This window comes from Streptomyces sp. SID3343 (assembly GCF_009865215.1).
Taxonomy (GTDB): domain Bacteria; phylum Actinomycetota; class Actinomycetes; order Streptomycetales; family Streptomycetaceae; genus Embleya.
The window spans coordinates 1-4203 of record NZ_WWJX01000155.1 but is presented as its reverse complement, the minus strand read 5'-3'; the positions used below and the strand labels follow the sequence as shown (position 1 = coordinate 4203).

Here is a 4203-nt window from a genome sequence, read left to right as displayed (position 1 = left end):
CGAGCGCCGCAGCACGCCGCGCGCGACCGGCGGCGGCGAGCAATACAACGGCTGGGTGCGCTGACCGAGCGCGAACGCTCGCGCCCGCCCCACCACTTCCTCACCCCTGCGAAGACACCCGACCGACCCACCACGACGGGACAGCCATGCCGATTTTCGACACCCCCGAACCGATCTCCGCCACTCTCGAACTCTCCGTCGGCAACACCCGGATCGTCGCGAGCGACCGCACCGACACCAGCGTCGAGGTACACCCGAGCGACCCCGCCAAGGACGCCGACGTCAAGCTCGCGGAACGCACGCGGGTCGAGTACGTCGACGGCCGACTCGTGGTCAAGGCGCCCAAGCAGTTCAGCCCGTTCGGCCGGAGTGGTTCGATCGAGGTGACGATCGAGGTGCCGACCGGGTCGCACGTCCGGGGCGATACGGGGTTCGGCGAGTTTCGCAGTACGGGCCTGCTCGGCGAGTGCCGGTTCAAGACCGGCTTCGGCGACCTGCGACTCGACCGGACCGGCCCGCTGCATCTGCGCACCGGCGCGGGCGAGATTACGGTGAACCACGCCGGCGGCCGTACCGAGGCCACCACCGGCTCCGGCTCGGTGCGCATTCACGGGATCGACGGTGCGACGGTGGTCAAGAACAGCAACGGCGACACGTGGATCGGCGAGGTCACCGGCGATCTGCGCGCCAACGCGGCCAACGGTGACGTCGCGGTCCGCCTCGCGCACGCCGACGTGGCTGCCAAGACCGCGCTCGGCTCCGTCCGGATCGACGAGATCGTCCGCGGCACGACCGTACTCGAAAGCGGCGCCGGTGAGGTGGAGATCGGCATCCGCGCGGGCACGTCCGCGTGGCTGGACGTGCGCACCTCCTTCGGCCAGGTACGCAACACCCTCGACGCCGCCGACGCGCCCGAGAAGTCGAGCGAGACCGTTTCGGTGCGCGCCCGCACCGCCTTGGGGGACGTGGTGATCCGCCGTGCCTGACTCGGCGCACGCCCCCGGCGTCTCCGAACTCGCCCCATCCCCCGTGACGTTGCTGCCTCCGACGCCGTGATAGCGACAACCTCGATGGCGCCGATGACCCTCGCGCCGACCCTCACGTTGCTGATGGCCTTGATCACCCTCGTCGTGTTCACCACCCGCGAGGCCCACAAGGCCCGCAAGGCTCTCGACCACCTTCCCGAACACCGCAAGACCAACGGCACGACCGGCCCTGGAACCGGCAGGCCCGAGACATCCGAGTCGTCGGTGATCTCCGCCAACTCCCCTGCACCGAAGGCACGTTGAGCAACCCCCCACCGACGCGCGGCTGGGGAGTCACGATGCTGTTCGCACGGCGAACTGCCCGCCCGAAACGCCCCCGTCACCTCCACCCTGCCACGCGCCCACACCGCCACCCTGCGCACGCTCGGTCCGGACCGCCGCCCCGGCCACCGACTCTGCGACAGATCACCGGTTGACTCGGCCGTCACCTCGGGGCTCCGAGCGAGAAGGAGGCAGGATGAGTAAACCTGGACTTCCTCCCGGCCGTTGCAGGCCTTATCGCACGGGCACGAGGCCGCACTGGAAGGAGCTGTCCCGGATGACGTCAGGCGACAGGCGTACTCCGGTGAGGTGTTCGGCGAAGGCAAATGACGCACTCGCCGGCGCATAGGTGTCCGGGGGCTCCGGGGAGAAGTCGAAACCGGCCGCGCGCATGGCGTCGAGCGAGTCGTCCGGGTTGCTACCCCAGCGCACCTCGGGCACCGACGGTTCGAAGGACAACCGCACCTCACCGTCCTCGACCCACAAAAAGGCGTCCACACCGTCGATGTTGACGAAATGTGAAACCCAGCGGGTGCCGGTCGACGCCGGAACGGCCTTGTCTTCGGTGACGCCGATATATCCGTTGGGTTCGATCATGAGCGTCCACGCACCCAGTGCAACCAGCGCCGTCAACTGGAGCATGTCGGCCGAGACTTCCGGCAGGTCGAAGGCGGCATCTGTGATCGCACGGCCACCGGTCAGGACAGGCCCTACCCCGCCACCCAGGCGGTGCACAAGCTCGACCGGGCCGACTTTCTCGACCAGGGTGATGCAATACGCCTCTGCCAGGTCGGGGAACAGCTCGTCGAACCACTCGTATTCATCGGCCGTCGCACTCATGGTCGCGATCTTCACCCACCGCTACGACACCACGCCCCCGGCGGCAACGTGCCCTTCGCGACCACTTCCAAGATCCACGCCGAAGCCGCGTTTCGGCCGTCACCGTTGAGGCCTTGACCGGCGGACGGCTACAACCGTGCGGAAACCTCGGCCCACCGAGCCATGCCGAAGCCTGGGTCTACGACGTCCTCGTCGTACCATCCTCCGTCGGCCAACCAGGTCTCAAGCCACTCTGCGAGGCTGCCCGCATCCACGAACCACGCCTGGGACAGGTCGTGCCCGCTGATCGCGTTCGGCTCGAAAAGGAGGACCGTTCCGTCGTTGCTCCGGCAGTCGACGCACGCGAACATGGCACAACCCCAGTCCAAAACCGGTAGAACGCCCTCGGGCCAAGCCCACCAGGCATCCGCAGCCGCGATCCGCGCCAGGTAGCCCTCGACCGCAGCCTCCTCGCCATCCCGAATCGGGCTGCCTGACAGCGGGAGCAACGAATTCTGCGGGCCGAACCCGCCGTTGCCCACCTTCGAGTACAGCGCGACGAGAAGCGGGTGCATTCGAAATCCGAGCCTGTCCTCGGCCTCGTCCACAGCCTCCGCCGAGACCGGAGGCCGCAGCCGCTCGCTCTCGGCCGCCTTGGCCGCGACTCGTTCGATCAATTGGTCGAAGTTGTTCACGGCGACACGCTCGCCTACCGCTCCGACACACCTTCGGTAGAGCCGATCGGTGGTCCGCCCACAGATCCGGTCGGAGGGCCCACGACCGCCAGGTGACGTCACATCCGAGGTCCGGCTCATGGATGCTGTTGGTGATCTTGATGATTCGCCTCTGTACGCCATGCCGGCCACTTGGGGGGACGCTGCTTCGTGGAGAGAGGCGAACTGCGGCGAGGGGCGGCTGTGTCAACGGCGGGCGAGAGCCGCGGGGTGCGCATGCCCTCGGTGGACGCCTCCGGTTCGGCATCCGACTTGGCGATGCTCACGTGGCTGTGCGGGACGAGCGCGTGCACCGCCCGGTCCCGAAGCCGAGCCCGACCGCGGGCGTGGTGGTGTCCGGCCGCGTCGTGCGAAGTCCCCTGTTTGCGTGCCGCTTTCGCATTCGAATGCGTTGCGGCCACTGTCGGGGAACGGCCGTCGAGCGGGTGCGCTGTAGTCGCAGCCGCACCACCGCGCGGCCGCACCACCGCACAGCTCGCGCGGCCGCGCTTCGGTGGGAGGTGCGAGACGGGCGCGACCGGGCGGCGACGGCAGCGGTCAGGGGGCGTCCACCCGGACCTGCCGGGTGCGGCCGGCGACGAGCGCGGCGGCGGCCTGGATCGCGCATACGGCCGACAGCGCGGTAGGGGGCACCGTCCGGCCGTCGGTCGCGCGTGGAGCAGGCCCGCGCCCAGCGGGCCGACCGTGGCGATCAGAAAACCGGTCCTGGGCCATCGAGGACAGCGCCGAGGTCTGCGCGCCGTCGCCGGTACGCAGGCCGATCAGGCTCGGCGCGACGGCGAAACCGGCGCCTTGGCCCACGCCCAGGATCACCGCGGCGATACGCCCCACGGCGCAGGGGCCGGCACGACGCCGGCCAGACCGACCCTGCTCAGGAGTGCGACGGTCACGGCCGGGACGCGCTGGTCGGGCAGGCGGCGGTACACCACGGGCAGGGTCGCGGCGCCGGCCACGCCGACCAGGCTGGTCAACGACAGGATCAGACCGCTGTGGGTCTCGCTGATGCCGCGGCCCCGGCACATGCTGGGCAACCAGCCGAACACGACGAAGGCAAGGAGTGCCTGGGCCGCGAAGAACACCGTGACGTGCCGCGCGGTCGAGTCCCGCCACAGCCGAACCCGGACTGCAACCGGCCCGGCCGCGGGCGCCGCCTCGGCGCGGAGTTGTGGCAGCCACGCCACGATCGCCGCCACCGACATTGGGATCGCCACGAGGGCGAGCGGTATGCGACGGGTCGACCCGGTCGCCTCCGCGAGCGGAGCCGCCACTGCGGAGCCGCCGGCCCCGCCGAAGGTCAGGCACGCCGAGTAGAACGCGGTCACGCCGGCCACCGCGCCCGCGAA

The 4203-nt window shown here is 70.0% G+C and carries 5 protein-coding genes and 1 pseudogene; 2 read left to right on the top strand and 4 right to left on the bottom strand.

The genetic code is table 11. The annotated features are described in order from the left end of the window. The first annotated feature begins 146 nt into the window (after positions 1–146). Positions 147–986: a DUF4097 family beta strand repeat-containing protein gene (locus GT354_RS05390; protein WP_161355019.1), complete on the top strand. Its 840-nt coding sequence runs from the start codon at positions 147–149 to the stop codon at positions 984–986. Positions 987–1079: 93 nt separating this feature from the next. Continuing rightward, positions 1080–1289, top strand: coding sequence for a hypothetical protein (locus GT354_RS05385; protein ID WP_161355018.1), 210 nt, complete (start codon positions 1080–1082; stop codon positions 1287–1289). A 252-nt stretch (positions 1290–1541) separates the two neighbouring features. On the opposite strand, the gene GT354_RS05380 is transcribed toward GT354_RS05385, so the two are convergent. The 4 genes and pseudogenes from GT354_RS05380 to GT354_RS05365 all read right to left on the bottom strand — a co-directional run. Beyond that, on the bottom strand, positions 1542–2162 hold the full coding sequence (locus tag GT354_RS05380; RefSeq protein WP_346011868.1) for a DUF6461 domain-containing protein: 621 nt from the start codon (positions 2160–2162) through the stop codon (positions 1542–1544). Positions 2163–2275: 113 nt separating this feature from the next. Further along, on the bottom strand, positions 2276–2821 hold the full coding sequence (locus GT354_RS05375) for an SMI1/KNR4 family protein (protein WP_346011867.1): 546 nt from the start codon (positions 2819–2821) through the stop codon (positions 2276–2278). 576 nt (positions 2822–3397) lie between these two features. After that, a complete protein-coding gene (locus GT354_RS05370) occupies positions 3398–3691 on the bottom strand; it encodes an MFS transporter (RefSeq protein WP_161355016.1) in 294 nt (97 codons plus the stop codon). Then, positions 3670–4203, bottom strand: a pseudogene (locus GT354_RS05365) (hypothetical protein); the annotation flags it as partial. The gene GT354_RS05370 and the pseudogene GT354_RS05365, both read right to left, overlap by 22 nt.

Excerpts from the sequence above, each read along its gene's own strand:
- GT354_RS05390 (WP_161355019.1), top strand. The coding sequence starts at position 147 with ATGCCGATTTTCGACACCCCCGAACCGATCTCCGCCACTCTCGAACTC.
- GT354_RS05385 (WP_161355018.1), top strand. The coding sequence starts at position 1,080 with ATGACCCTCGCGCCGACCCTCACGTTGCTGATGGCCTTGATCACCCTC.